Genomic DNA, 23,809 nt, shown 5'->3' with positions numbered 1-23,809 from the left:
GACTTGGACGATGTACGGCAGCCAGTAGTCGGGCTTCCGCTTCAGTATGTGACCGCGATGAGCAGCACGGAGACAAGCGAACTGGCGACCAGCACCAAAAGCACAGTCTCGGCAACCAGGCTCCAGTCGGCCACGGCCCTGCGGTACTTCATGGAGTGACCTTCAACTCGGCCCATACACGTTTGCCCCACGGCTGCGAGCCGGGGCCCATGAAGTCGTAGCCCCACCGGTCGGCAATCGCCTCCACCAGGAAGAGCCCCCGGCCGGATACGCCATCCGGGTCCTGCGTGCGCACCTGCGGAAGTCGGTGCGGCGCCCGGTCGATCACGGCCAGGTACACCCGGTCGTCTGCGGGGCGGTCCACGATGATGCGCAGCGAGTGGCCGTCTGCGTGGCGGACGGCGTTCGCGACGAGTTCGGACATGGTGAGCGCCGCCGTGTCCGCGTCGTCGTCCAGTCCCCATGTCGCCAGCGCCGTGCGTGCCAGGCGCCGGGCTGCCTCCGCCGTCTCCGGGACGCGGAGCTGCGTCTGGGCGTAACCGGGGTGTCCAGTGCTGCGGGGCTGCGCTGCGGATGTGCTGGTCATGGTCGGCTCTCGGTGACGTCGTCCTCGGTGGTCGGTTCGTCGAGCGGGCCGGGGTGCTGGTGGAGGGTGAGAAGAGCCCGGCACTGCGTCGCGAGGGCGTGGACGTCGCACGGTTCATCCCCCGACGCGGTGCCTGTGCTGTCCTCAAGAAGGCGGCGGGTGCGGGTGATGACGTGTACTGCGGTGCGCTGCTGCTCCCCGCGCATACGGAGCGCGTATGCGGCGACCTCGGGGAGGAGGAGCTGCACGTGCCCACGCAGGAGGTCACCGAGCCATTCCTGTTCGGATGGAGAGCGTTGGGTGTCCCATGCCCACAGGCCGGCCTCGTACGTCCGGCGGATCGTGTCGGTGTCGACCTCGGCCTGCCCGTTCGCGGCAGCCGGTTCGTCGGGCGCGCAGATCATCGCTCTGCCCCTGCTCGATGTGTCCGCCACGGTGGCCTCCCTGATCAGTCGTTATGTCGCCGTCCACGCAAGCAGCGGTCGGTTGGCGATTGCGACGCCAGGGCGATGCAAGAACGATGAAAGTCGGCACCGGGAGGGTGAGTTGAGGCCAAGGCCGGGCAGCAAAGAAGGTGGGGTCGGTACGGTCGCTGGGCCCCGTCACGTCGGATACCGCTCCGGAGCTGGTATGGCTGACCGCCGTAAGACCCCCAACCCGCGGCTGCGCGCAGTGCATGAGGTCCAATTCCAGATGTCCCGTGGCGAGTTCGCCGCGCTTGTCGTCGTGACGGGAGGGGAGTTGGGTGAGGCGGTCGCCTGCACCGCGCGTCTGGTGGCGGCCTGGGAGGACGGGGAGGTCGAACTCCCTCGGCCGGTCTATCAGCGCATTCTCACCAGGATGACCGGGTGCACGATGGGTGACCTGGGGTTCCGCCATAGGACCCCGGTACGGTCGGCAGCATCGGCGGCTACGGTGAACGGGTCGGACGAACGGGAGGACCACGTGGAGCGCCGTGCGTTCCTGGTCGACGGTGCGGGAGTGGTTCTAGGACTCCCGTTCGGCGCCGAGGAACAGGCAGCAGGAAAGATCGGCACAGCCCAGGTGCGGGCCGTCACCAAGGCCGTGAGTACGCTCTACACGCACGATCACGATCATGGATCGGCCCCGCTGCGCAACGCGGCGTCCGAGGCCTTGCACACCGCTTACATGTGGCTGCAGTCCGGTACGTACACCAGCAGGACCGAGGCGAAGCTGCGCTCAGCGACCGGTGCCCTGTCGATCGCGGCCGGGTGGCTCTCGTTCGATTCCGGCCGCGCAGGGGACGCGCACAGCCTGTACGGCGAGGCCCTGGCTGCCGCCCGGATCGCGGACGACCCGGAGCTTGAGGCTCACGCCTTCGGCTGCCTGAGCCTGTTGGCGAAAGCGTCAGGGCGTCCGCGTGAGGCGATCTCCGCCGCGCAGGGCGCGCAGAACGCGGCCCGCTCCCTCGGTTCCCCACGGCTGCTCTCCCTGTTCCACATGCGCGAGGCCGGGGGTTGGGCGCTGATGGGCGATGCCGGCGCCACCGACCGGGCGATCGTCCGTGCCCACCGCCTCTATGCCCAAGGCCCTGGCCACAACGATCCGGCGTGGCTGGGCTTCTACGTGCCCGGCGAACTTGCGGGGCTGGAATGCCTCGCTCGCGCGGACCTCGGCCAGCACGACCGCGCCGCGTCCGGAGCCGAGCAGGCCGTCCTGCTGCACGGCGATGCGTTCGCCCGAAACCGAGCTCTGTACACGGCCGATGTCGCCATCCAACATGCGGTTAGGGACCGTCCGGAGCCTGAAGCCGCCGCCGAGGCGGCGGGAAGGGTCCTCGCGTTCCTCCCCGAGGTGCGCTCTGACCGGCTGCTGCAATCGCTGCACAACGTCGCGGGCGCACTCCAGCGGCACAACCGTGTCCCCGCGGTCGCCCACTGGATCGAGGAGTACCGCACCACCACCGGAGGAGGACGAGCGTGACCCAAAGCACCCGCACAGACGTCGTGATCCGCGCCTACGGCCCCGGCCAGGTCCCGCCGCTGCTGGAGACGATCGCCGACCTCTGGGCCGACGCGCACCCCGAACTCGTGAACACCCCGGGCGCCACCACTGACGGCCTCTCTGCCCGTGCGCTGCGCCGCCAGGTCCTCGGTCACCTCAAGCACGAGGGTTTCACCTTGGTTGCCGCATACGGGAGCGGTTCCATGGTCGGCTTCGGATACGCCTTCCCGTGTACGCCCGAGTACTGGTATGGCGACCTCCTCCCGCAGATACCCGAGCATGTCAGGGCGGGACGCCTCATGGGGCTGTGCGAGCTCGCCGTCACCCCGGCTCGGCAGTCCCAGGGCATCGGCTCCCGCCTGCACGAGGCACTGCTGAAGGCGATCGACCCGGAATGGTCGTCGCTGCTGGTCCGCCCGGACAACACCGGTGGCCGGGGCCTGTACGACCGGCTCGGCTACACGTACGCGGGCCCGTACCGCAACGCTCCCGACGGTCCCGAGTTCGACCTGCTGCTCCTCCGTGTCGGAGGCTCGGAGGAGTAGGCAGCCGGGAATGAACGCCTGCACAGGTTCGAAGTACGGAGGAGTCGGCACGGTTCATCGGAAAGGTGGCTGACGAGTGGTGAACACCGAACTCGCCTGGTTCAAGTCGAGTTACAGCGGCACTGAGGGCGGCAACTGCGTCGAGGTCGCCCTCCTTCCCCGCACCGTCCACATCCGGGACTCGAAGCTCAACCCGATCGGCGACGGCACCGAGTTGACCGTCCCCGCCTCCGCGTGGGCGGAGTTCGTCGCGCACGTCGGGACTTGAGCTTCGGGAGTCGGGATTCGAGACTCTTTTGCGAGGAATGGGTGGGTGGCTCAACCCACCCGCCCTCCCCTTGCGCCCCTTCGTGGCGGGCCCAAGTGCGGCTCGGGCCAGGGAAGATGACTTTTCGTGATCGGGTCGCGGCGGAGTGTGGCGAGCGTGTAGCGTGCGCCGAAAGAAATGACCCCCGTGGGTGTTGTCGCACCACGCGGGGGTCTGACCAACTAGATCGAGGACAAGTCGATCCATGGCTACCGCCCAGCTTAGTGCCGCCCCGCGCCCGCACGCCCACCCCATGGCCAATCCGGGGTACGGAAAGAGGTCGGCGCCCGACCAAGAGCCCCGTACCGGCCGGGACTTCGCACATCTGCCCGTGCGTGAGGCGTCCATCGCCGGCTACCTGGACCGCTTGGACGACGAGTCGGACCTCTCCATCAAGACCCTGGCCAAGCACCTCCCGTACGGCCAGTGCGCCATCGGCACCGCCCTCAACAACCTCTCCGCAGCGGGCCATCTGCGCCGCGTACGCCGTCCCGTCATCGTCGATGGCTGCCCCCGCTGGGTATGGCACACCTTCTTCTCGCGGACCGCGCGCAACGACGCATGGTGGGACACCGTCCTCGCCGGGGAAGCGCCGGTCACGCAGCCGCCGTCGCCGGAGGCGGCCCGCTCGGTCGCGTACGGCGTACTGGCCCGACTCGGCCGTATCGATCCGCGGCTCACGCTCTCGGCGGGGGAGTGCGGCGCGCTGGAGGAGCACGCGGCCGAGTGGTTCGCGCGGGGCGCGGGTGAGGCCCAGCTCGTGCAGGCGGTGACGGCGGGGCTCCCGGAGCGGGTGGCGCACGCCTACGGCTTTGTACGGGCCCGGCTCCTCGCCAAGCTGCCGCCGCCCGAGCCGCAGCCGCGGACGCCCCGTTACGAGGTGGTCTGCACGGCGTGCGGAGAGCCGGGTGGGGACAGGGCGCTGTCGGGCGGGTTGTGCGGGGGCTGCTGGGGAGGGCGGCCGGCCCTCCCGCCGGACCAGGTCCAAGCCCATGTGGGGCGGCTGAGAGCTGCCCTGCGCACCAGGGCACGTACGGAGAAGGGAGCAGGCGCATGACGACCTTGCAGCACGGTCCGCCCGTAACCGGGGCAGGATGGAGGGGAGGAGGCGACGCCATGACCCCCATGACATCCGACCGGCCCCAGATGCTCGTCGAGGAGTTCGAGGAGCTCGCCCGTCACGCGCCGGAGTCGGCGCGGCTGGAGTTCCTGAACGGAAAGATCGGGGTCAAGCCCATGCCGGACGGCAATCACGGATCGATCGTGATGTGGCTGCTCAAGCGCTGTATGCAGCTGCGGCCAGAGCTGGAGCTCTATCCGGAGCAAGGGTTGAAGGTCGAGGGGTACCGCAAAGGGCGAGCCAGGCCGGATGGGGCTTTGGTGCCTGAGGGGTACTTCGTGGGGAAAGGCGAGTGGGCCGAGCCCAATGGCGTCCTGATGGTTGTCGAGGTCACCTCCCACGACCGGGACGCGGACCAGCGTGACCGGATCGAGAAGCCAGAGGGCTACGCGGCCGCGGGCATCCCGGTCTATCTCCTCGTCGACCGGGACACGGACAGCGTGACCGTGCACGCCGACCCCGAAGGTGGCGCCTACCGCTCTCTCACCACCCGGGCGTTCGGATCGGTGATCGAGTTGCCGGATCCGGTTGGGATCACGCTGGAGACGGACAAACTCAAGGACTTCGCCGACTGAACCGCCTGAGCAGGGCGGCGCCGGTGCACCTCGGCCCGCTGCCGCACCCCTCCTCCCACGATGAGTTCGAGGTCGGGGTGGAAGCCGAGGGGGAGGATCGTGCCGCTGGTGCTGCCGGTCCGGCGTGCCCCGCCTTCCAAGCGTGAAGGCGGGGCCTCGTCGTTTCCTCCGCCTCCCGGATTCGGATCACGGTGACGACGAAGTGGCGGTCAGCGCCGGCCGGGACCGGAGAGGTTAGAGAACCCCGCTGCTCTCGATCACGACGCTGGTGCTCGGTGTGCCGCTGCGGCTGCCGTAGCCCTCGATCTTCTTGACCAGGTCGAGGCCCTCGACGACCTCGCCGAAGACCACGTGCTTGCCGTCCAGCCAGTCCGTCACGATCGTGGTGATGAAGAACTGGGAGCCGTTGGTGTTCGGTCCCGCGTTGGCCATCGACAGCAGGCCGGGCTTGGTGTGCTTGAGCTGGAAGTTCTCGTCGGCGAACTTCTCGCCGTAGATGCTCTTGCCGCCGGTGCCGTCACCCCTGGTGAAGTCACCGCCCTGGAGCATGAACTGGGGGATGATCCGGTGGAACTTGGAACCGGCGAAGCCGAAGCCCTTTTCGCCGGTCGCCAGCGCGCGGAAGTTCTCCACGGTCTTGGGAACCACGTCGTCGTACAGATCGAAGACGATCCGCCCCGCGGACTCGTTGCCGATGGTGATGTCGAAGTAAACCTTTGTCGTCATGCCATCAGTCTGGCATTTCCCATGTGGGCTGATTACCGACGGCCCCTAGTCCAGCCCCGAGACCTTGAACACGGTCATCGCAGTCTCCCGGTCGATCCGCTCCGACACGCGCCGCAGCGCAGTCGCTCCGCACGTCAGCGAGCCGCGTAGGGCGGAGACGCGGGCGTCCTCGTCGAGGCGGTGCCAGAGCGGTGGGTTGGCGACCAGGACGCGGGGGTTGATCTCGACCGAGGCGCCGGAGGTGTCGCGCAGGACAAGGCGTTGGGCGACGCCGTCGAGGCAGCGGACCGACACAAGCTGGTCGGTGCGGACACGGCGGGTGCGCAGCAGGCCACGGGAGGTCAGCCAGCCCTCGCCGGCGGTGGCGCGGGCGGGGTGGAGGACGAGGAACAGCAGCAGCGCGAGGGCGCCCCAGAGGGCGGCGCGCGGAGGTGTGAGGGTGCCTGCTCCCGCGTCGATCAGGAGGAGCAGGGCGAGGAGTACCGCGGAGCAGCGGATCGAGCTGCGCAGGTCCTGGGCCCAGCGGCGGTCGTACGCCACCTCGGCGGGGCGTGGGGCGGGTGCGGCGACCGCGGCGCGCGTGTCGTTGCGGGGTTCGCGGCGTTCCATACGGCCGACGGTAGGGACCTGGAAGGCCGGGGGCAGTACCCCTTGACGGGACTCTGATGGGTTTGACGGGACTCTGACGGGCGGGCGCGTCCAAGGGTGCCTGCGGTGAGCGCGGGCAGCGAACGTGGGCAGTGAGCGCGTGGAGTGAGCGCGTGCCGTGACTGGGCGCTGTGGCTGGCTGCTGTGGCTCCCACTCGTTCGGCTCGCCCCGAGCGCCGGGCGCTGGGACGCCCCATAGCGTTGTATGTGTCCCGTATCGCACCCGATGGGCTGAGTCGTCCCTCGGGCCCCACCCGAAACACCCCCGTAAGGGATGCGTCAAAGCCGTAGCGCGCCCCGTAAGGGACCCGTCAACGGTGGCGGAATCCGGTCAGAGAGGCGCTTTCCTCTACTAGTCCGTTCAATCCCGAACCTCATCCAGGAGCTCACGATGGCCGACGTGGTCTTCGTCGTCATCACGATCGCGGTGTTCGCGCTGGTGGCCCTCGTCGCCAAGGGGGTGACGAAGCTGTGACCGCCGAGGCTGTATTCATCGGCGGTGTCGGCTTCGTGGTGCCCGCCGCCCTGCTGGGCCATCTCCTGCTTGCCACCGGGCGCCAGGGGGTGTCGCTGTGACCGCCGAGAACATCGTCGGCCTGATCGTGGCCGTCGCCCTGCTGGGCTATCTGATTCTTGCCCTCGTCTTCCCGGAGAGGTTCTGAGCACTGTTATGGGACCCGTCCTCGCCGGCGTGCTTCAGATGGTCGCGCTCATAGCGGCCCTGGCACTCGCCTACCGTCCCCTCGGCGACTACATGGCCAAGGTCTACTCCTCCGACAAGCACTGGCGCGTCGAGAAGTGGATCTACAAGGGCATCGGCGCCAACCCGAACACCGAGATGCGCTGGCCCGCGTATCTGCGCAGCGTCCTCGCCTTCTCGGTCGTCGGCGTCCTCTTCCTCTATCTGCTGCAGCGGATCCAGGGCATCCTGCCCGGCTCGCTCGGCTTCTCCTCCATCGACCCGGACCAGGCGTTCAACACCGCCGCGTCCTTCGTGTCGAACACCAACTGGCAGTCGTACTACGGCGAGCAGGCCATGGGCCACGTCCTGCAGACCGGCGGCCTGGCGGTGCAGAACTTCGTCTCCGCCGCGGTCGGCATCGCCGTAGCCGTGGCGCTCGTACGGGGCTTCGCGCTCCCCCACTCTCGGCTTCGCTCGAGCGGGGGGACCCCCATGCGCACCGGCGAACTCGGCAACTTCTGGGCCGACATGGTGCGTGGCGTCATCCGCATCCTGCTGCCCATCGCGGTGATCGCCGCGATCGTCCTGGTCGCGTGCGGCGCCATCCAGAACTTCGCCGGTATCCACGAGGTCGGCCAGTTCATGGGCGGCTCGCAGCAGTGGAACGGCGGCGCGGTCGCCTCGCAGGAGGCCATCAAGGAGCTGGGCACCAACGGCGGCGGTTACTTCAACGCCAACTCGGCCCACCCCTTCGAGAACCCCTCCCCGTTCTCCGACCTCTTCGAGATCTTCCTGCTCCTGCTGATCCCGTTCGCGCTCACCCGGACCTTCGGCCGGATGGTCGGCTCGCTGCGGCAGGGCTACGCGATCCTCGCCACGATGGTCACCATCTGGGTCGGCTTCACGGCCCTCATGTTCTGGACCGAGTTCGCCCACCACGGCCCGGCGTTCCAGATCGCGGGCGGTGCGATGGAGGGCAAGGAGACCCGATTCGGCGTCGCCGGTTCCTCGATCTTCGCGGTGGCGACCACGCTGACCTCGACGGGTGCGGTCAACTCCTTCCACTCCTCGTTCACCGGCCTCGGCGGCGGCATCACCATGCTGGGCATGCAGCTCGGCGAGATCGCACCCGGTGGTACCGGCTCCGGCCTCTACGGCATGCTGATCATGGCGATCATCGCGGTGTTCATCGCAGGTCTGATGGTCGGCCGTACGCCCGAGTACCTGGGAAAGAAGATCGGCACCCGCGAGATCAAGCTCGCCGCCTGCTACATCCTCATCACCCCGGCGCTTGTGCTCGTCTTCGCCGCCGCGGCGATGGCCCTGCCCACCCCGGCCCACTCGATGACCAACAGCGGGGCGCACGGCTTCTCCGAGATCCTGTACGCCTACACCTCCGCGGCCAACAACAACGGCTCGGCCTACGCCGGCCTGAACGCGGACACGCAGTGGTTCAACAGCACCCTCGGACTCTGCATGCTCCTGGGCCGCTTCCTGCCGATGGTGTTCGTGCTGGCCCTGGCCGGTTCGCTCGCCGAGCAGAAGCCGGTGCCCGCGACCGCGGGCACGCTGCGCACCGAGAAGCCGCTGTTCACCGGTCTGCTGGTGGGCGCGATCCTGATCATCACCGGTCTGACCTACTTCCCGGCCCTGGCGCTGGGCCCGCTGGCCGAAGGGCTGGCGTCATGAGCACCCGGGCAGCGAAAACGCGTAAGGAATCGCGTAAGGAATCGCGTAAAGATGAGGACTCGATGTCCGCAGCCACTCCTACCCGGGCGCCGCACAGCGATGTGCCGACCGGTCACAAGGACGAAGGACGCGTCGGCGCCGGGGTGTTCGACCCGAAGCAGCTGCTCAGGTCACTGCCCGACGCGTGCCGCAAGCTCGACCCGCGGGTGATGATCAAGACGCCCGTCATGTTCGTGGTCCTCGTCGGTTCGGTGCTGACGACCGTCTTCTCCTTCACGGACCCGAGCGACTGGTTCGGCTGGGCGATCAGCGCCTGGTTGTGGCTGACGGTGATCTTCGCCAACCTGGCGGAGGCGGTGGCCGAGGGTCGAGGCAAGGCGCAGGCCGACACCCTGCGCAAGGCCAAGACCGACACGGTCGCCCGGCGCCTCGACGGCTCGGTGGAGGAGCAGGTGCCCGGCACCGAGCTGCGCGTCGGCGACCTGGTGGTCTGTGAGGCGGGCGACATCATTCCCGGCGACGGTGACGTCGTCGAGGGGGTTGCCTCGGTGGACGAGTCGGCCATCACCGGTGAGTCGGCCCCCGTCATCCGCGAGTCCGGCGGCGACCGCAGCGCCGTCACCGGCGGTACGAAGGTGCTCTCCGACCGCATCGTCATCAAGATCACGACGAAGCCGGGCGAGACCTTCATCGACCGCATGATCGCTCTGGTCGAGGGCGCCGCACGGCAGAAGACGCCCAACGAGATCGCGCTGAACATCCTGCTCGCGTCCCTCACCATCGTCTTCCTGCTCGCGGTCGCCACGCTGCCGCCGTTCGCGAGCTACGCGGGTACGCACCTCACCATGGTCGTCCTGGTGGCCCTCCTGGTCTGTCTGATCCCGACCACCATCGGCGCGCTGCTCTCCGCGATCGGCATCGCGGGCATGGACCGCCTGGTCCAGCGGAACGTACTGGCCATGTCCGGCAGGGCGGTTGAGGCCGCCGGTGACGTCTCCACCCTGCTCCTCGACAAGACCGGCACCATCACCCTCGGCAACCGCCAGGCCTCCGAGTTCGTGCCGGTGACCGGCACCACCGACGCCGAGGTCGCCGACGCCGCCCAGCTCTCCTCGCTGGCCGACGAGACACCCGAGGGCCGCTCCATCGTCGTACTGGCGAAGGAGACGTACGGACTGCGCGAGCGTCACCAGGGCGAGCTGGCCGGGGCCGAGTGGATCGCCTTCACCGCCCGGACCCGGATGTCGGGTGTGGACGTCGACGGGCGCAGGATCCGCAAGGGCGCGGCCGGTTCGGTCATCGCCTGGGTACGGGAGCAGGGCGGCGAGATCTCCGCGGACGCCGGCACGCTGGCCGACGGGATCTCCGAGGCGGGCGGTACCCCGCTGCTCGTCGCGGTCGAGGACGGCCGGGGCGCCCGCGTTCTGGGTGTCATCCACCTCAAGGACGTCGTGAAGGAAGGCATGCGCGAGCGGTTCGACGAGCTGCGCCGCATGGGCATCAAGACCGTCATGATCACGGGCGACAACCCGCTGACGGCCAAGGCCATCGCCGATGAGGCGGGCGTCGACGGCTTCCTCGCGGAGGCGACTCCCGAGGACAAGATGGCGCTCATCAAGCGGGAGCAGGCGGGCGGCAAGCTCGTCGCGATGACCGGTGACGGTACGAACGACGCTCCGGCGCTGGCGCAGGCCGACGTGGGCGTGGCCATGAACACCGGTACCTCGGCCGCCAAGGAGGCCGGGAACATGGTGGACCTGGACTCCAACCCCACCAAGCTCATCGAGATCGTCGAGATCGGCAAGCAACTCCTGATCACCCGGGGCGCGTTGACGACGTTCTCCATCGCCAACGACGTCGCCAAGTACTTCGCGATCATCCCGGCGCTGTTCGCGGCGGTCTACCCGGGCCTGGACAAGCTCAACATCATGCACCTGTCCTCGCCCGACTCGGCGATCCTGTCCGCGGTCATCTTCAACGCGCTGATCATCATCGCGCTGGTGCCGCTCGCCCTGCGGGGTGTGCAGTACCGGCCGGTGAGCGCCGACCGGATGCTCCGCCGCAACCTCGGGATCTACGGACTCGGCGGGCTCGTCGCGCCCTTCGTCGGCATCAAGATCATCGATCTGATCATCTCCCTCATCCCCGGAATCGGTTGAGCGCGCCATGAACAACTCGGTTACGAACACTGCCCGGTTGCTCTGGGCCGGCCTGCGAGCCCTGCTCGTCCTCACGGTGGTGACGGGCGTCATCTACCCGCTCGCCATCACCGGGGTCGCCCAGGGTCTGTTCAACGACAAGGCGAACGGCTCGGAGATCAAGTCGAACGGCCAGGTCGTCGGCTCCTCGCTGATCGGCCAGGCCTACAACCTGCCCGTGAAGGATGACGAGACCCCGGAGCCCGACCTCAAGTGGTTCCAGGGTCGTCCGCAGAACGGCCTCGGCACCAACAGCGTCAACACCCAGTACAGCCTGATCCTGTCCGGCGCCACCAACCGGTCCGGTGACAACGGCGCGGTCGACGGCGTCTGCCCGCCGCTCGGCAAGGTGGAGGCGAGCACCCTCTGCTACTGGGTCGAGTCGGCCAAGGCCGCGGTCATCAAGGACAACTCGGTGCCCGGCTACACGGTCAAGGCCTCCGACGTACCCGCCGACGCGGTGACGTCCTCCGGCTCAGGACTGGACCCGGCGATCTCCCCCGACTACGCCGACATCCAGGTGCACCGCGTCGCGGAGAAGAACAACCTCCCCGTCGCCGAGGTGCAGAAGCTCGTCGACGAGCACACCGACGGTCGCACGCTCGGCTTCATCGGCGAGCCCACCGTCAACGTCCTCGAACTGAACATCGCGCTCAAGGAACTTGTGGCCAAGAACTGATGGGCTCAAGTGACGCACGACGCGGGAGTTGACGCTCGGGGAAACTCTCCGGATCCGCCAACTCCCGCACCACATCCGGCACTCCTGCCCCGACGTACGACTTGAGAGGCACACACCGATGACCCGCGTGCTGGTGGTGGAGGACGACCCACAGCTCGTACGGGCGCTCGTGATCAACATGCAGGCACGCGGGTACGGGGTCGACGCGGCCCCGGACGGCGCGACGGCGCTCCGGCTCGCCGCCGCGCGCCGGCCCGACGTGGTCGTACTGGACCTGGGGCTGCCCGACATGGACGGCACGGACGTCATCAAGGCCCTGCGCGGCTGGACCCGCGTACCGATCCTGGTGCTGTCCGCGCGCCGGGCCTCCGACGAGAAGGTCGCGGCGCTGGACGCGGGCGCCGACGACTACATCACCAAACCGTTCAGCATGAACGAACTCCTGGCCCGGCTGCGCGCCGCCGTCCGCCGCACCGACTCCGTGCCGCTCGTCCCCGGGACGGCCCTCGTCACCACGGACGAGTTCACCGTGGACCTGATCGCCAAGAGGGCCGGCCGCGCGGGCCACGACGTTCGCCTCACCCCGACCGAGTGGCACCTGCTGGAGATCCTGGTCTCCAACCCGGGCCGGCTCGTCACACAGCGCCAACTCCTCCAGGAGGTCTGGGGCACCTCACACACCAACAGGACCAACTACCTGCGGGTCTACGTGGCCCAACTGCGCCGCAAACTGGAACCGGACCCGTCACACCCCCGCTACCTGATCACCGAGCCCGGGATGGGCTACCGCTTCGAGGGCTGAGAGGGCACCGACCCGCGGCTCTGCGTGGCCGTCGTCGATCGGCCGACCGGAGCGCAGCGACGGGCTCTCACTCCCCGGACGCCGATGCGCCCTCCAGGGCCCGCCGCACCTCGGCTGCGGGGAATGGCGTGCTCTTGCTCCGGGTGAGGAGACGGTGGTGGAAGTCGTCGAGCACGATTGCGTGTGGGGCGTGGCGGTCGAGGATCGCGCCGATGTCGGGCGGGACGCCGTCGGGTCGGTGGCCCTCGATCCATTGGCGCAGGAAGGTCTGGAGTTCGGTGGTGCCGAGCACGCCGTCGGGCAGGTGATGGCGGAGCAGGTGGGTCGGTGCGTAGCTGCGGTCATACACGAGATGGTCGGCAAGGAAGGCGCCCTCCTCCGCCGAGAGTTCGAAGTCGCGGCACGACGCGAGCCCGAAGTCCGCGAAGTACACCTGCCGGCCGTCGGTGAGCAGGTTGGCGAAGTGCGCGTCGAAGTGGACCAGTCCGCGTGTGCTCATGAACTCCGTCCCCCGCAGCAGCGCGTCCTCGACCCACCGGTAGGGCGATTCGTCTCCCGGCCCCCGGTAGGCGGCATCGCGGGTGTCGCCGAGCCACGCGGCGAGCGTCCGGGGCACATGCTGGAGGAAGAGAACCAGGCTGAAGGAGGACTTTCCGATGGCCTCCAGCCGGCGGCGTACGGCCGGCGAACCGTCCCAGTGCGCGACGGCCCCCTCAACGCCCCCCAAGAAGTCGGCGAAGCCGGCAGGGGGACTGTCCGGCAGAACCCGCCAGTGGTAGAGGAGCGGGAAACCGGCGTACTCGTCCTTGAGTACCCAGCCCGTGGTCATGATGTGTGCGGCCAGCTCACGCCAGGCACCGAACCCGGCCGACCCCACCCCGTACTGGTAAAAGAGGGGAAGCTCGAACAGGTTCGCCGTCGACCGCACGTGCTCCGGCTGCAACTCGAGGTCCGTCAGCGGCACCCGCTTGACGAAGACGCGTGTTCCTTCGACCTCCATCTCGGCCGACCTGCCACCGATACCGGAACCGAGACTCTGTGCGGAGGCCACCGCGTCCCCGAGCCGACGGTCGCTGAGCAGGGACAGCCGTGTTCCCACTGCCGCGTAGGCGGCCACTCGCCGGGCATGCCCCGACTCGGTCGCATGCATCGGCGGCTCCAGCCTGTCGTCAGGACGAACTGCCGTTGATCATGTCAGGAGTTACCCGGCCGGAGAAGCCGGAGAAGCGGCGGCGGTCGGAGAAGCCGGAGAAGCCGCGGCGGTCGCAGCTGTGGGAGAAGTCGCAGGGGTAGGAGAAGTCGCAGCGGTCGGCTCGGCGGCGGCAGGGGCAGCGACAGCCGTCTTCTTCTGGCCGCGGCGAAGGAAGGGGCGCTCGACGGCGTAGTACGACAGCAGGGCCATCAGAATGGTCAGGACGGCGGTGGCGGGGAGTTGCCAGGTGCCCACGCCGAGGAGGCCCAGGAGGCGGGCGATGGGGTAGTGCCAGAGGTACATGCCGTAGCTGAGGTTGCGGCCCGTCCAGGCGAGTGGGGTCAGGGACAGGAGTCTGGACAGCGTTCCGTCGGGGCGCAGTTCGAGTCCCGCGACCAGGATGGCCGACGCCACCGCCACCGCCAGGAAACCGACGGTGTACCAGGCCGGCGTCCACCAGCCCGCGCCGCCGGTGATCGGCACCTGCCAGGCGGTCAGGGCCAACGCCGCCAGGGCGGGCCAGGCCAGCCGTCCCGCCCAGACGCGCAGGCGCTCCAGCCGGGGGTCGCCCGCGGGCAGCCGGGCCAGCACCACGGCCACCAGGGCTCCGGCGAGCAGCTGGTCGGCGCGGGTGTCCGTGCCGTTGTAGATGCGGTGCGCCGCGTCCGGGGCCCACAGGGAGAGCCGCCACACCACCGGCAGGGTGCAGAGCACCGCCGTGACGATCAGCACCGTGCGGGCCCGCAGTCGTTTCAGCAGCAGGATCATCACGGGCGGCCAGACCAGGTAGAACTGCTCCTCCACCCCCAGCGACCAGGTGTGCGCCAGGGGCCCGGTTATGTCGGAGTACACACCGGGCTGCACCGCCCGCACGATGTTCACCACGAACGTCGCCGCCAGTCCGATGGCCAGGAGCGAGCCGTCGAAGCCCCGCAACGACGTGGTGAGCGCCAGCACCGCACACACCGCGCACAGGGCGAACAGCGCCGGCACCAGCCGCCGCCAGCGCCGCCGGTAGAACGCGGACATGCCGACGGTCCCGGTACGGGCGTACTCGGCGAGCAGCAGGCGGGTGATCACGAAGCCGCTGATGGTGAAGAAGACGTCGACCCCGACCGAGCCGCCCGGCAGAATGTCGGGTCGCACGTGATAGACGAGCACCATCGCCACGGCGAGGGTGCGCAGCCCGTCAAGTCCGTTCACCCGGCCGGCCCGCTGCACCGCGGAGGGGAAGCCCCGGCCCGCGGTGGTCCCGGCGCCCGCAGGATTCGCCGCACTCGCCGTACCCGTTGAACTCGTGGTACTCGCTGTACTCGTCGTGGTACTCGTCATGAAAAGGATCGCTCGTCACCTGCCGCCCGGTCTTGGAATAGCTGCGTCTGCCCTGCAATCACGATGGAAAACCCTCAAGCGCGTCCCGACCCCGGTAGCACCAGCCGGAACGTGCAGCCCTCACCGGGCGCGGTGTCCAGCTCCAGACGGCCCCCGTGCCCCTGCGCGATGGCCGCGGCGATGGCGAGTCCGAGGCCGCTTCCTCCCTGGTCGTGGGCGTGGGAGCGGGACCGGGAGCGGTCCACGCGGTAGAAGCGTTCGAAGACGCGCTGGGCTTCTTCGGGGGCCAGGCCCGGACCGGTGTCGGCGATCTCCAGGACGCCGACCGCGGTGCCGTGGGCGAGGGCCGGGGAGGCGCTGGTGCGACCGGGACGGTCCGCGCCGCCGGTTTCCGGGGCTACCCGGGCGGTGCCGACGCGTACGTGGATGGGGGTGCCCGGCGCAGTGTGGGTGCGCGCGTTGGACAGCAGGTTCTCGACGACCTGCCGCAGCCGGTGCGGGTCGCCGATGGCCTCCACCAGCTCCAGTTCCTCCGCGTCTTCCGCGTCCTCAGCGTCCTCCGAGTTCTCCGCTGCCTCGGAGTGCTCCGCCTCTTTCGGCGTGCGCAGCGGTTCCAGGTCGATCCGGCGGCCGGAGTCACCCAGCGCGGCCGCGCTCACGGCGTCGGCGGCCAGGGACAGCAGGTCGACGGGTTCACAGCCGTACGACGGCTCGTGGTCGAGTTTCGCGAGGAGCTGGAGGTCGTCGACGAGGAGGCCCATGCGTTCGGCGTTCTGGGCGATGAGCCGGTTCGCCTCGCGGCGGCCCGCGGTGGACTGCTGCTCGTGGCGCAGCGCCAGTTCGGCGAAGCCCTGGATCGCGGTGAGCGGCGTACGCAGTTCGTGGCCGGCGTCGGCGACGAAGCGGCGCAGCCGGGCCTCGGAGGTCTCGCGCTCGCGCAGGGCGCCCTGGAGCCGTTCGAGCATGGTGTTGAGGACCCGCCCGAGCCGCCCGGTCTCGGTGCGCGCTTCGGTGTCCGGCAGCCGCAGGTCGAGGTCGCCGTCGGTGATGCCCTGGGCGGTGCGTTCCATGCGGGTGAGGGGGAGCAGCCCGAGGCGTACGACCCAGCGGCCGAAGAGCACGACGCCGGTGACCGTGAGGGCGAGCACCGTGCCGTCCAGGTAGAGGATCTTGGAGGTGGCGCCGTCGATGGTGGCGAGGGGCAGCGCGACGACTGCCCGCACGCCGTCGGTGCCCTTGCGCAGGACGATCCGCCAGCGGGTGCCGCCCGAGGTGGCGGACACCGTGGCGGGACGGCCCACGGTCAGGCCGAGGTCGTCGACGGTGGACGCCAGTTCGGGTCTGGTGGCCTGGTCGCTGTCGCCGAGCGAGGCGCTCAGGAGCTGGCCGTCGGAGCCGTAGAAGTAGACGCGGAAGTCGGAGGGCAGTAGCCCGGGGGCGGTGGTGAACCTGCTGGGGAACCCCTCCTCGCTCGCCGCGTCCTGGTACGCCTTCCTGGGCATGGTGAAGTGCGCGAGCTGATCGTCGAGTCCGTCCATCAGCCAGGCCCGCAGAACGACGAAGCCGGCGACCTCCGCGGCCAGTACCGCGGTGGTGGCGACGACGGCGAGACCGAGGACGAGCCGGCCTCGCAGAGACACGGGCCGTTTCACCGTTCGGCGGCCTCGGCGCGCTCGCCGGCCTGCGGGGTGGCCTGGTCGCGCTCGTGGTCGCGCGGCAGCCGCAGCGAGTAGCCGATGCCGCGCACCGTGTGGATCAGCGGCGGCTCGACGCAGTCGATCTTCTTGCGCAGGTACTTCACGTACGTCTCGACGATGCGCACGTCACCGGCGAAGTCGTACCCCCACACGCGTTGCACGATCTGCGCCCTGGTCAGTACCCGGTTGGCGTTCTCCATCAGGTAGCGGAGCAGATGGAACTCGGTGGGCGACAGCGGCACGTAGCGCTCCGCGCGGTGCACCTCGTACGCCCGCTCGTCGAGCCGCAGGTCGGCGAAGAGCAGGATGCTCTCGTCGTCCTCGGCCGCCTCGTCGGAGGGTGTTTCCTCGCCGCCGGTGCGGCGCAGGATCGCCTGGATCCGCAGCAGCACCTCTTCGAGGCTGAAGGGCTTGGTGACGTAGTCGTCGCCGCCGGCCCGCAGTCCGTCGATGCGGTCGGACAGGTCGGTGCGCGCGGTCAGGAAGAGTACGGGGGTCTTCTTGCCGCCCGCCCGCATCGCGCGGGTCACCTCGAAGCCGTCCAGGTCCGGCAGCATCACGTCGAGCAGCACCAGATCGGGGCCGAACCTCTCGATCTCAAGCAGCGCGGCACCGCCGGACTCCGCACTGCTCACCGCGTAGCCGCTGAGTCGCAGCGTGGACTCCAGCAGGGCGCGGATGCTCGGCTCGTCCTCGACGACGAGGAGCCTGTGGGGGGCGTGGGGCTCGGGGTGCTCGGACATGGCGTCGACTCTCCCCGCTCTTTATGGGCGTGGGCTTGGCGAAAGCTGGGGGTTGGCTGAGAGGTGCCCATGATGAAAAGACCCCGGACTCCTCCACTGAGGGAGTCCGAGGCCACCTCGTGTCTGACTGAGACCCCGCTCTGAACGAGACGTGACTCCACTTGGTGCCTCGTACGTTAGGCAAGCCATGTGGGAGACCCCGGGACGACTGCTGAGAGGTCCGTGTGGACAGGACCCTGGGCGGCGTACGAGGAAAACTCTTCGCCCGTCAGCCGCGTTGCGTGAAGACTGAACCGCATGACCACTGCTGATCCCACCGCTGATCCGAGGACTCTCAAGGAACCGCCGAGCCTCGTCCCGCCGACCGCGACGGTGCGGGACTCCTATCTGGCCGGTGAGCGCGCCGACTGCGTGGCGGAAGGCCGCAGCCCGGAGTGGCTCGGCCCGGCGGGCGACGACTTCGACGCCTTCGCCGCGCAGCGCCGCGGTGTGCAGGCCCGTTGGGGGGTGCCTTCCACCCTCTTCTGGTACGTCTCCGGGGAGCACTACCTCGGCTCGCTCGTCGTCCGGCACAGCCTGACCCCCGAACTGGCGGAAGTCGGCGGCCATATCGGCTACCACGTCGTCCGACCCTGGCGCCGACAGGGTCACGCCACGCGGATGCTCGCCGCGGGGCTTGCCGAGTGCCGAGGTCTCGGCCTCAGCCGCGTCCTGCTGACCTGCGGCGTCGACAACGCTCCGTCACGCCGGGTCATCCAGGCCAACGGTGGTGTCCCCGACGGTCAGGTGGAGGGCGAGGACCGCTTCTGGATCACGGTCCGTGCCTGATCCGACGTCCGTGGCCGGCAAGGTCGAGGCGGCGTAGGAGTCAGGCCGTCTGCTTCGCGGGCGTCGCCTCGACTTGGGCCGTAGACGTAGACGTAGACGTAGCCGCCGCCGTGCCGCCCGCCCCGCGGCCGGCCAATCGGCAGCCGAGGCAGCCGGGGTGGCCCTGCCGGGCAGAGGTGTCGCGGGTGCGCCAATGATGACCGACCGGACGTGGTCTGCCGGCCTTGCCCCATCCCGCCAGGTGCAGCAGCCAGGTGGTGAGCGCGGCGAGAATGAGGACGGCTCCGCCCGACCACAGTCCGACCGGTGATCCGGTGGCCAGGGCCACGCCCAGGATCGTGCTTCCCACGGTGGCCAGGGCGGTGCCGGTCCAGCCGGCGACTGTGTGGCCCATGTCATGGTCGCCATGTGCACTCATGGTGCCCCCTCGGGGGTGCGATGGTTCATCGGCTGATGTGTACGGATGTGCGGCATCGCAAAGTATCTTACGAACTAAGTAACTTAGATCCTAAGGGGATTTTCGAGTGGAAGGCAAGGCGCGCCCCGAGGCCACGCACGATCAGGCGCTGTACGCGATGGACCGGATGATCGCGCTCGCACACTTCGGTCAGCAGGAAATCGCCGGACGGCTCGGGCTCAACGCCACCGACCTCACCTGCCTCGGCTTCGTCATCGAGGCCGCCCTTGCTGGTGAGCCGCTCGCCGCGGGTGATCTCGCCGACCGGGCTCGCCTCACCACCGGGGCGGTGACCGGCGTGATCAACCGGCTGGAGAAGGCCGGTTACGTCCATCGGCAGGCCGACCCCGGAGACCGTCGCCGAGTGCGCGTGGTGATGGGAGACACCGCCCAGGCGCGGGTTCTTGAGGTCTACGGCCCCTTCTATGAGCGCGTCTGCGCTCTGTTCGCCGACTACAGCGCGGACGAGGTCGCCGTACTCGCGGAGTGGTTCGCCCGCGCGACGACCGCGATGCAGGACTCGCTGGAGGAGATCCGCCGGGGAGGTGCGCGGGGCGGGGAGTGACTGGGCTGGGCTGGGCTGGGCCGTGGCGGTGTGGGGCCGGGGCCTGACCGCTCGGGCGGCTGTGTGCGAGGCGAGGCTCGATCTCTCAGGCGCGGGTATGCGAGCCGAGGCGTGACCCATGCTCCGCCGCGCCCGTGCGCGAGCCGGGGCCCGAATGCTTGCGCGTGCGTGTGGCCTCGGCCGTGTCGGCCAGTCTTTGCTCAAGCCCGTACCGCCTTGGCGCGTCCTTGACCCCTCCCGGTACCGCGGGCCGGTCACACTGACCCCGCCCCCGCCCCCTGCCCCGCGAGGTCCCCCATGGCGTACGGACTGGCCCGCCGCGAACTGAAGCCGAGAGTTCCCCTGCGTCACGGGGAGGGTGACAAACACCATCTGACCAGCCTCGAAGGGCTCGCCGCGCTGTCGCTGGACGCGTTGAGTTCGGTGGCGTACGGCCCCGAGGCGATCGTGCTGGTGCTGATCGCCGCCGGCACCGGGGCGCTGACCGCGACGCTCCCGGTGACGCTGGTCATCGCCGCGCTGCTGGCGGTGCTCGTGGTGTCGTACGGGCAGGTGATCGCCGTGCATCCGGACGGTGGTGGCGCGTATGCCGTGGCCAAGAAGGATCTCGGGCCCCGGATCAGTCTGCTCGCGGCGGCCAGTCTCGTCGTGGACTACGTGCTGACCGTGGCGGTCAGTCTGGCGGCGGGCGCGGCCAGTCTCGCGTCCGCGTTCCCCTCGCTCGGCTCGCATCTGCTGGAGATCTGCCTCGTCGGCCTTGCCCTGCTCACCGCCGTGAACCTGCGGGGCGTCGCGGAGAGCGCGCGGGTGCTGATGCTGCCCACCGTGCTGTTCATCGTCAGCATCTTCGGCATCATCGTGCTCGGGCTGCTGCGCGACCACCCGGCCGCGGTCGTCGGGACCACCGAACCCGTCCACGTCACCGAGGCGTTGGGAGTGGTGCTGCTCCTGAAGGCGTTCTCCTCCGGCTGCTCCGCCCTGACCGGCGTGGAGGCCATCGCCAACGGAGTCCCCGCGTTCCGTGAGCCGCGCGTGAAACGCGCCCAGCGCACCGAGTTGATGCTCGGCGGACTGCTCGGGCTGATGCTGATCGGTCTTGCCGTACTGATCCAGCGCGACGATGTGGTCCCGCGCAACGGCGTCACCGTGCTCGCGCAGCTGACGGCGGGCTCGTACGGCACGGGGTGGGCGTACTACGCGACCAACCTCATCGTCACGACGGTCCTCCTCTTCGCCGCCAACACCAGTTTCGGCGGCCTGCCGGTGCTGATGAGCCTGCTCGCCAAGGACCACCGGCTGGCGCACCTGTTCGCACTGCGCACCGAACGCCCCGTGTACCGCTGGGGAGTTGTGGCCCTCGCCCTGCTCGCCGCGCTGCTGCTGGCGGCCGTGGACGCCGACACCCACCGCCTGCTCCCGCTGTTCGCGATCGGTGTCTTCGTCGGGTTCACCATCAGCCAGACCGGGCTCGTACGGCACTGGGCGAAGGAGCGGCCGCGCGGCTGGCTGCGGCGCGCGGTGCTCAACGGGTTCGGCGCCGTGCTGACGAGCGTGGCCTGCGCGGTGCTGCTGGCCAGCAAGTTCGACGAGGGCGCCTGGGTGGTCGTCGTCGCGATTCCGCTGCTGATGCTGCTCTTCGCCCGCATCCAGCGCTACTACGCCGAAGTGGGCCGGGAGTTGGGCCTCGGCGAGATCCCGCCGCCGGTGCGCGCCATCGCCGACTCCCTCGTCATCGTGCCGGTCGGCGAGGTCAGCAGACTCGCCCAGCACGCGCTGACGGCCGCCCGCGCCCTCGGTTCCGCGGAGGTCGTCGCCGTCGCCGTACACGGAAGCCAGGAAAGGGCCCTGGCCCTGAAGGAGAGTTGGGAGCGCTGGGATCCCGGCGTACGGCTCGACATCATCGACAGCCCCAAGCGCTCCCTGGTCGAACCCATCGTCGACTACGTCCAGCGGGCGGCGGAGGGCGGACGCCAGATCGCCGTCCTCATCCCCGAGGTGGAGCCCCTCCACCGCCGCTACCAGATCCTGCAGAACCAGCGCGGGCTGCTGCTCGCGGCCGCGCTGAGAGCTCGTACCGATGTCGTCGTGTGCGTGGTGCCGTACCGGCTGCACATTTAGCCGTACGGGGTTGCCAGAGGCCGATGTCCCGGCGGCTCATTTCGTCCAGCGACTCGCGGCGTACGAGGACGCGTGCGATGCCGTCGGACGCGGCGACGACCGGGGGCCGGCCGACGAGGTTGTCACCGGAGGCCATGGACAGGTGATAGGCACCGGCCGCCGGTACGGCGAGCAGGTCGCCGGGGTGTACGTCGCCCGGGAGCGCCACCTCCTCCGCGAGGATGTCGCCCGCCTCGCAGTGCCGGCCCACGACGGTGACGAGGCGCGTCGCCGCGGCCGCCGCGCGGTCGATGAGCCGGGGTGCGTACCGGACGCCGTACAGCGCGGGTCTCGGGTTGTCGCTCATGCCGCCGTCGACGGCGACGAAGGTGTGCTCCCCTGTGCGCTTGACCGACAGGACCCGGTAGACGGCGACCCCCGCGGGACCGACCAGTGCCCGGCCGGGCTCCAAGGTGAGCCGGGGGAGGGGAAGTTGGGCGCGGGCGCAGCCGTCCGCCAGCTCGGCGCGGACGCGGGCGGCCAGGGCGGAGACGTCGAGGCTGTCCTCGCCGGGCCGGTAGGCGATGGCATGCCCGCCGCCGATGTTGAGCTGCGGCAGGGTGACACCGTGCTGGTCGCGGATCCGGGCCAGCAGCCCGACCATGCGGCGCACGGTGGCGACGTACGGCTTCACGGTGGCGACGTACGGCTTCACGGTGGCGACGTGCGCGCCGCTCTGCCGATGCGAATGCGATGCGGATGCTGGTGCGCTGCCCCGTATCGGCCGGACGCTTCCGTGACGCTATGCCCGGGTGAGGGGGTACGGAGCGGTCCGCTGACGCATGCTTGACGGCTGGGGCGGCAGCCGTAAGGCGATGCTTACGGGGATGCCGCCGAGCGGGGTTCGGCCGGGCCTACTCCTGGCGTCGCCGCCCCGGAGGTCCGACACTGGTGCCGCCATGTGCGACATGCCAGACGCCACGGGGGAGGCGGCATGACGGAGCCGGGAGTCGGGTCGGGAGCGGCGGGGCGTACGGGGCCGGGGCCGGAGGAGCGCGCAGGTGTCGCGGGCGCCGCGTTGGGAACGGGCACGGAGCCCGCGTCCGGTCGGCGCACCGAGTTGGACGCGATCCGCACCCTCGTCGTCGTCGGCCTCGTCTTCTTCCACTCGGCGCTGGTCTTCGCCACGGACACCGACTTCTACGTCAAGAACCGGGACACCACCGACGCGATCCTGGTCATCGCGGGGTTCGGTGTGGTGTGGGCGATGCCGATGCTGTTCTTCGTCGCGGGCCTCGGCTCCTGGCACTCGCTGCGCCGCCGCGGCCCCGGCGGCTTCGCCACGGAACGGCTGCTGCGGCTCGGCGTACCGCTGCTCTTCGCGACGGCCGCTCTGCTGCCGCTGCCGCAGTGGCTGCGCGAGCGGGCCGCCGACCCCGGCTACGACGAGTCCTACCTCCGCTTCCTGCCCCGCTTCTTCGACGTCCACCTGGACCTCTCCGCGTTCCCGTTCGTCGTGCAGGGCGAGTACTTCGAGACGGGCCACCTGTGGTTCGTGGTGCTGCTGCTCACGTTCTCGCTGTTCCTGGTGCCGCTGGCCCGGTGGTTTCCCGTGCCGCGCACCCAGCGGCTCCGCGACGCGCTCGCCAGGGCGTGCGAGCGGCGTGGCGTGGTGTTGCTCCCCGCCCTGCCGCTCGCCGTGATGAGCGCGCTGACCGGCCTGGAGGAGGACTACGGAGGCTGGGGCCGGTGGGCGTACCTCCTCTTCTTCCTCTACGGCTTCGTCGTGGCCACCGACGACCGTCTCCGCAGGGCGATGCGCCGTGACGCGGCGGTGGCGGCCGTCCTCGGCCCCCTCCTCTTCGCCGCCTGCGCGCCCGGCTTCATGACGGCGGACGACGCCTTCACGGACCCGACCGCCCTCGCGACGGTCTCGCGCGCGCTGTACGGGGCGGCCGGCTGGTGCTGGATCGTGGGCATCGTGGGGCTGCTGGACCGCCGCGGCCGGCCGCCGACCGCGGCATCGGTCGGTGGTCGCCGTCGCCTGTTCGGCTATCTGGCCGTCGGCGCACTGCCGTTGTACGTCCTGCACCAGCCGATCGTCGTGGCGGTCGCGTACGCGGTGGTCGGCCTGCACGCCCCGATCCCGGTCAGGTACGTCCTGATCGTGGCCGCTTCACTGTTCCTGACCCTGGCCGCGTACGAACTCCTCGTACGCCGGACGAGATTGACCCGTTTTCTGTTCGGGATGCGTCCGAGCAGAGCGCAGGCCAGGCCCTAGTTCTGGACGCCGTCGGTCAACTCCCGTGTGTCGAGGGGCAGTCGCAGACCGACTCGGCGGTGAACGACGAGGTCAGTGAGATCTCTGGGCCAGGT

Annotated in this window: 23 protein-coding genes and 1 pseudogene; 14 read left to right on the top strand and 10 right to left on the bottom strand. The window is 69.7% G+C overall.

Annotation, left to right across the window (positions count from 1 at the left end; all coding sequences use genetic code 11):
* Positions 1–148: 148 nt before the first annotated feature.
* Both ACFWP7_RS02445 and ACFWP7_RS02440 read right to left on the bottom strand, forming a co-directional pair.
* A complete protein-coding gene (locus ACFWP7_RS02445; RefSeq protein WP_384374699.1) occupies positions 149–586 on the bottom strand; it encodes an ATP-binding protein in 438 nt (145 codons plus the stop codon).
* Positions 583–1,020, bottom strand: coding sequence for a DUF6415 family natural product biosynthesis protein (locus ACFWP7_RS02440; protein ID WP_384374696.1), 438 nt, complete (start codon positions 1,018–1,020; stop codon positions 583–585). The genes ACFWP7_RS02445 and ACFWP7_RS02440 overlap by 4 nt, the downstream gene beginning before the upstream one ends.
* A 196-nt stretch (positions 1,021–1,216) precedes the next feature.
* Between ACFWP7_RS02440 and ACFWP7_RS02435 the strand changes: the two genes are divergently transcribed.
* The 5 genes from ACFWP7_RS02435 to ACFWP7_RS02415 all read left to right on the top strand — a co-directional run bounded on the left by ACFWP7_RS02435 (position 1,217) and on the right by ACFWP7_RS02415 (position 5,098).
* The gene (locus ACFWP7_RS02435) at positions 1,217–2,530 is read left to right on the top strand and encodes a hypothetical protein (protein WP_384374693.1); all 1,314 of its coding nucleotides are present in this window, start codon (positions 1,217–1,219) and stop codon (positions 2,528–2,530) included.
* Positions 2,527–3,096 (top strand): GNAT family N-acetyltransferase, encoded by a 570-nt coding sequence (locus ACFWP7_RS02430; RefSeq protein ID WP_384374690.1) that lies wholly within the window; start codon positions 2,527–2,529, stop codon positions 3,094–3,096. Before ACFWP7_RS02435 ends, ACFWP7_RS02430 begins: the two co-directional genes overlap by 4 nt.
* 76 nt (positions 3,097–3,172) lie before the next feature.
* Entirely contained in the window at positions 3,173–3,364 is a 192-nt protein-coding gene (locus ACFWP7_RS02425) for a DUF397 domain-containing protein (protein WP_384374687.1), read from the top strand.
* 244 nt (positions 3,365–3,608) lie between these two features.
* Positions 3,609–4,460, top strand: a complete 852-nt coding sequence (locus tag ACFWP7_RS02420) for a hypothetical protein (protein ID WP_384374684.1) — start codon at positions 3,609–3,611, stop codon at positions 4,458–4,460.
* A 59-nt stretch (positions 4,461–4,519) separates the two neighbouring features.
* A complete protein-coding gene (locus ACFWP7_RS02415) occupies positions 4,520–5,098 on the top strand; it encodes a Uma2 family endonuclease (protein ID WP_384374682.1) in 579 nt (192 codons plus the stop codon).
* A gap of 234 nt (positions 5,099–5,332) precedes the next feature.
* Here the strand turns inward: ACFWP7_RS02415 and ACFWP7_RS02410 are convergent, their stop codons facing one another.
* On the bottom strand, positions 5,333–5,824 hold the full coding sequence (locus ACFWP7_RS02410) for a peptidylprolyl isomerase (protein ID WP_384374679.1): 492 nt from the start codon (positions 5,822–5,824) through the stop codon (positions 5,333–5,335).
* A gap of 45 nt (positions 5,825–5,869) precedes the next feature.
* Positions 5,870–6,433, bottom strand: coding sequence for a hypothetical protein (locus ACFWP7_RS02405; RefSeq protein WP_384374676.1), 564 nt, complete (start codon positions 6,431–6,433; stop codon positions 5,870–5,872).
* Positions 6,434–7,044: 611 nt separating this feature from the next.
* Here ACFWP7_RS02405 and kdpF point away from each other — a divergent pair.
* From kdpF to ACFWP7_RS02380, 5 genes are all read left to right on the top strand, one after another.
* Complete coding sequence (gene kdpF / locus ACFWP7_RS02400; protein ID WP_266456782.1) at positions 7,045–7,134, top strand: K(+)-transporting ATPase subunit F; 90 nt, start codon at positions 7,045–7,047, stop codon at positions 7,132–7,134.
* An 8-nt stretch (positions 7,135–7,142) separates the two neighbouring features.
* The gene (kdpA, locus tag ACFWP7_RS02395) at positions 7,143–8,843 is read left to right on the top strand and encodes a potassium-transporting ATPase subunit KdpA (RefSeq protein ID WP_384374673.1); all 1,701 of its coding nucleotides are present in this window, start codon (positions 7,143–7,145) and stop codon (positions 8,841–8,843) included.
* A 62-nt stretch (positions 8,844–8,905) separates the two neighbouring features.
* Positions 8,906–11,002, top strand: coding sequence for a potassium-transporting ATPase subunit KdpB (gene kdpB, locus ACFWP7_RS02390; protein WP_384374669.1), 2,097 nt, complete (start codon positions 8,906–8,908; stop codon positions 11,000–11,002).
* Positions 11,003–11,009: 7 nt separating this feature from the next.
* The gene (locus ACFWP7_RS02385) at positions 11,010–11,720 is read left to right on the top strand and encodes a potassium-transporting ATPase subunit C (protein ID WP_384374666.1); all 711 of its coding nucleotides are present in this window, start codon (positions 11,010–11,012) and stop codon (positions 11,718–11,720) included.
* 118 nt (positions 11,721–11,838) lie between these two features.
* The gene (locus ACFWP7_RS02380; protein ID WP_384374840.1) at positions 11,839–12,522 is read left to right on the top strand and encodes a response regulator; all 684 of its coding nucleotides are present in this window, start codon (positions 11,839–11,841) and stop codon (positions 12,520–12,522) included.
* 67 nt (positions 12,523–12,589) lie between these two features.
* On the opposite strand, the gene ACFWP7_RS02375 is transcribed toward ACFWP7_RS02380, so the two are convergent.
* The 4 genes from ACFWP7_RS02375 to ACFWP7_RS02360 all read right to left on the bottom strand — a co-directional run bounded on the left by ACFWP7_RS02375 (position 12,590) and on the right by ACFWP7_RS02360 (position 17,486).
* A complete protein-coding gene (locus ACFWP7_RS02375; protein ID WP_384374663.1) occupies positions 12,590–13,672 on the bottom strand; it encodes a protein kinase family protein in 1,083 nt (360 codons plus the stop codon).
* A 51-nt stretch (positions 13,673–13,723) separates the two neighbouring features.
* Positions 13,724–15,046, bottom strand: coding sequence for an acyltransferase family protein (locus tag ACFWP7_RS02370; RefSeq protein ID WP_384374660.1), 1,323 nt, complete (start codon positions 15,044–15,046; stop codon positions 13,724–13,726).
* Positions 15,047–15,120: 74 nt separating this feature from the next.
* Entirely contained in the window at positions 15,121–16,686 is a 1,566-nt protein-coding gene (locus ACFWP7_RS02365; RefSeq protein ID WP_384374657.1) for a sensor histidine kinase, read from the bottom strand.
* Between the two features lie 8 nt (positions 16,687–16,694).
* Positions 16,695–17,486, bottom strand: coding sequence for a response regulator transcription factor (locus tag ACFWP7_RS02360; protein WP_384374654.1), 792 nt, complete (start codon positions 17,484–17,486; stop codon positions 16,695–16,697).
* 297 nt (positions 17,487–17,783) lie between these two features.
* On the opposite strand from ACFWP7_RS02360, the gene ACFWP7_RS02355 reads away from it, so the two are divergent.
* Complete coding sequence (locus ACFWP7_RS02355; RefSeq protein ID WP_384374651.1) at positions 17,784–18,314, top strand: GNAT family N-acetyltransferase; 531 nt, start codon at positions 17,784–17,786, stop codon at positions 18,312–18,314.
* A 40-nt stretch (positions 18,315–18,354) separates the two neighbouring features.
* On the opposite strand, the gene ACFWP7_RS02350 is transcribed toward ACFWP7_RS02355, so the two are convergent.
* Complete coding sequence (locus ACFWP7_RS02350; protein WP_384374648.1) at positions 18,355–18,732, bottom strand: HGxxPAAW family protein; 378 nt, start codon at positions 18,730–18,732, stop codon at positions 18,355–18,357.
* Positions 18,733–18,838: 106 nt separating this feature from the next.
* Between ACFWP7_RS02350 and ACFWP7_RS02345 the strand changes: the two genes are divergently transcribed.
* Together ACFWP7_RS02345 and ACFWP7_RS02340 are read left to right on the top strand one after the other, a co-directional pair.
* Positions 18,839–19,336 (top strand): MarR family transcriptional regulator, encoded by a 498-nt coding sequence (locus ACFWP7_RS02345; RefSeq protein ID WP_384374645.1) that lies wholly within the window; start codon positions 18,839–18,841, stop codon positions 19,334–19,336.
* Positions 19,337–19,633: 297 nt separating this feature from the next.
* Complete coding sequence (locus ACFWP7_RS02340; protein ID WP_384374642.1) at positions 19,634–21,454, top strand: APC family permease; 1,821 nt, start codon at positions 19,634–19,636, stop codon at positions 21,452–21,454.
* Positions 21,455–21,470: 16 nt separating this feature from the next.
* On the opposite strand, the pseudogene ACFWP7_RS02335 reads toward ACFWP7_RS02340, so the two are convergent.
* Positions 21,471–22,136 (bottom strand): annotated as a pseudogene (locus ACFWP7_RS02335) (diaminopimelate decarboxylase family protein); the annotation flags it as partial.
* 291 nt (positions 22,137–22,427) lie between these two features.
* Here ACFWP7_RS02335 and ACFWP7_RS02330 point away from each other — a divergent pair.
* Positions 22,428–23,714 carry an acyltransferase gene (locus tag ACFWP7_RS02330; protein ID WP_384374639.1) on the top strand — a complete coding sequence of 429 codons (1,287 nt, stop codon included), beginning with the start codon at positions 22,428–22,430 and terminating at the stop codon, positions 23,712–23,714.
* The last annotated feature ends 95 nt before the right edge of the window (positions 23,715–23,809 follow it).

Origin of the sequence: Streptomyces sp. NPDC058470, assembly GCF_042721055.1 — a bacterium.
GTDB lineage: Bacteria > Actinomycetota > Actinomycetes > Streptomycetales > Streptomycetaceae > Streptomyces.
This window is presented reverse-complemented; position numbering and strand designations above follow the sequence as displayed.

Excerpts from the sequence above, each read along its gene's own strand:
- ACFWP7_RS02445 (WP_384374699.1), bottom strand. The coding sequence starts at position 586 with ATGACCAGCACATCCGCAGCGCAGCCCCGCAGCACTGGACACCCCGGT.
- ACFWP7_RS02435 (WP_384374693.1), top strand. The coding sequence starts at position 1,217 with ATGGCTGACCGCCGTAAGACCCCCAACCCGCGGCTGCGCGCAGTGCAT.
- ACFWP7_RS02420 (WP_384374684.1), top strand. The coding sequence starts at position 3,609 with ATGGCTACCGCCCAGCTTAGTGCCGCCCCGCGCCCGCACGCCCACCCC.
- ACFWP7_RS02415 (WP_384374682.1), top strand. The coding sequence starts at position 4,520 with ATGACCCCCATGACATCCGACCGGCCCCAGATGCTCGTCGAGGAGTTC.
- ACFWP7_RS02410 (WP_384374679.1), bottom strand. The coding sequence starts at position 5,824 with ATGACGACAAAGGTTTACTTCGACATCACCATCGGCAACGAGTCCGCG.
- ACFWP7_RS02405 (WP_384374676.1), bottom strand. The coding sequence starts at position 6,433 with ATGGAACGCCGCGAACCCCGCAACGACACGCGCGCCGCGGTCGCCGCA.
- kdpA (WP_384374673.1), top strand. The coding sequence starts at position 7,143 with ATGGGACCCGTCCTCGCCGGCGTGCTTCAGATGGTCGCGCTCATAGCG.
- kdpB (WP_384374669.1), top strand. The coding sequence starts at position 8,906 with ATGTCCGCAGCCACTCCTACCCGGGCGCCGCACAGCGATGTGCCGACC.
- ACFWP7_RS02385 (WP_384374666.1), top strand. The coding sequence starts at position 11,010 with ATGAACAACTCGGTTACGAACACTGCCCGGTTGCTCTGGGCCGGCCTG.
- ACFWP7_RS02380 (WP_384374840.1), top strand. The coding sequence starts at position 11,839 with ATGACCCGCGTGCTGGTGGTGGAGGACGACCCACAGCTCGTACGGGCG.
- ACFWP7_RS02375 (WP_384374663.1), bottom strand. The coding sequence starts at position 13,672 with ATGCATGCGACCGAGTCGGGGCATGCCCGGCGAGTGGCCGCCTACGCG.
- ACFWP7_RS02370 (WP_384374660.1), bottom strand. The coding sequence starts at position 15,046 with ATGACGAGTACCACGACGAGTACAGCGAGTACCACGAGTTCAACGGGT.
- ACFWP7_RS02360 (WP_384374654.1), bottom strand. The coding sequence starts at position 17,486 with ATGTCCGAGCACCCCGAGCCCCACGCCCCCCACAGGCTCCTCGTCGTC.
- ACFWP7_RS02355 (WP_384374651.1), top strand. The coding sequence starts at position 17,784 with ATGACCACTGCTGATCCCACCGCTGATCCGAGGACTCTCAAGGAACCG.
- ACFWP7_RS02350 (WP_384374648.1), bottom strand. The coding sequence starts at position 18,732 with ATGAGTGCACATGGCGACCATGACATGGGCCACACAGTCGCCGGCTGG.
- ACFWP7_RS02340 (WP_384374642.1), top strand. The coding sequence starts at position 19,634 with ATGGCGTACGGACTGGCCCGCCGCGAACTGAAGCCGAGAGTTCCCCTG.
- ACFWP7_RS02330 (WP_384374639.1), top strand. The coding sequence starts at position 22,428 with ATGACGGAGCCGGGAGTCGGGTCGGGAGCGGCGGGGCGTACGGGGCCG.